Origin of the sequence: Bradyrhizobium sp. NBAIM08 (genome assembly GCF_020193935.1) — a bacterium.
GTDB lineage: Bacteria > Pseudomonadota > Alphaproteobacteria > Rhizobiales > Xanthobacteraceae > Bradyrhizobium > Bradyrhizobium yuanmingense.
The window spans coordinates 1-414 of the sequence record NZ_JADYVR010000803.1 but is presented as its reverse complement, the minus strand read 5'-3'; the positions used below and the strand labels follow the sequence as shown (position 1 = coordinate 414).

Below are 414 nucleotides of genomic sequence, written 5' to 3'. Positions count from 1 at the left end.
CTCCTCGGCCTTCCTCAGCCAGGCCTGGAGGTCGGCGACGAGCTGCTCGGCGGAGACGTTGGTGCGCGTCCAGAGCATGCGCAGCTCTTCGCGCATCGCGACCAGCTTGGCGAGGTACGGGCTCGACGCCAGCGCGCCGGCGACGTGGGCCTTGGCGGCTTGCGGGATCTTGTCTTCGTCGCGGTGCAGCCAGCGGCGGGCCAGGTGCATGTCGGCCAGCTTGGCGCTGCTGAGGCTGCCTTCGGCCTTCAGGCGCTTGAACTCGGCGCGGCAGGCTTCACGCAGGCCGCCGGCGTACTTGGCCATCACTTCGTAGCGGTTGGCGATGACGGCTTCCAGCGTCTTCGAATCGGCCACCGGCTTCACGTCGCCCAGCTTCAGCATCGGCGGCGTCTTGCGGCTGTCGCTTATACA

At 68.4% G+C, this 414-nt stretch carries 1 protein-coding gene; it reads right to left on the bottom strand.

Going from position 1 to position 414, the window contains the following annotated elements; genetic code table 11:
* Window positions 1–384: transposase (locus tag I6F37_RS42140; protein WP_225154692.1), on the bottom strand; the 384-nt coding region annotated here is incomplete at its 3' end.
* Window positions 385–414 lie beyond the last annotated feature (30 nt).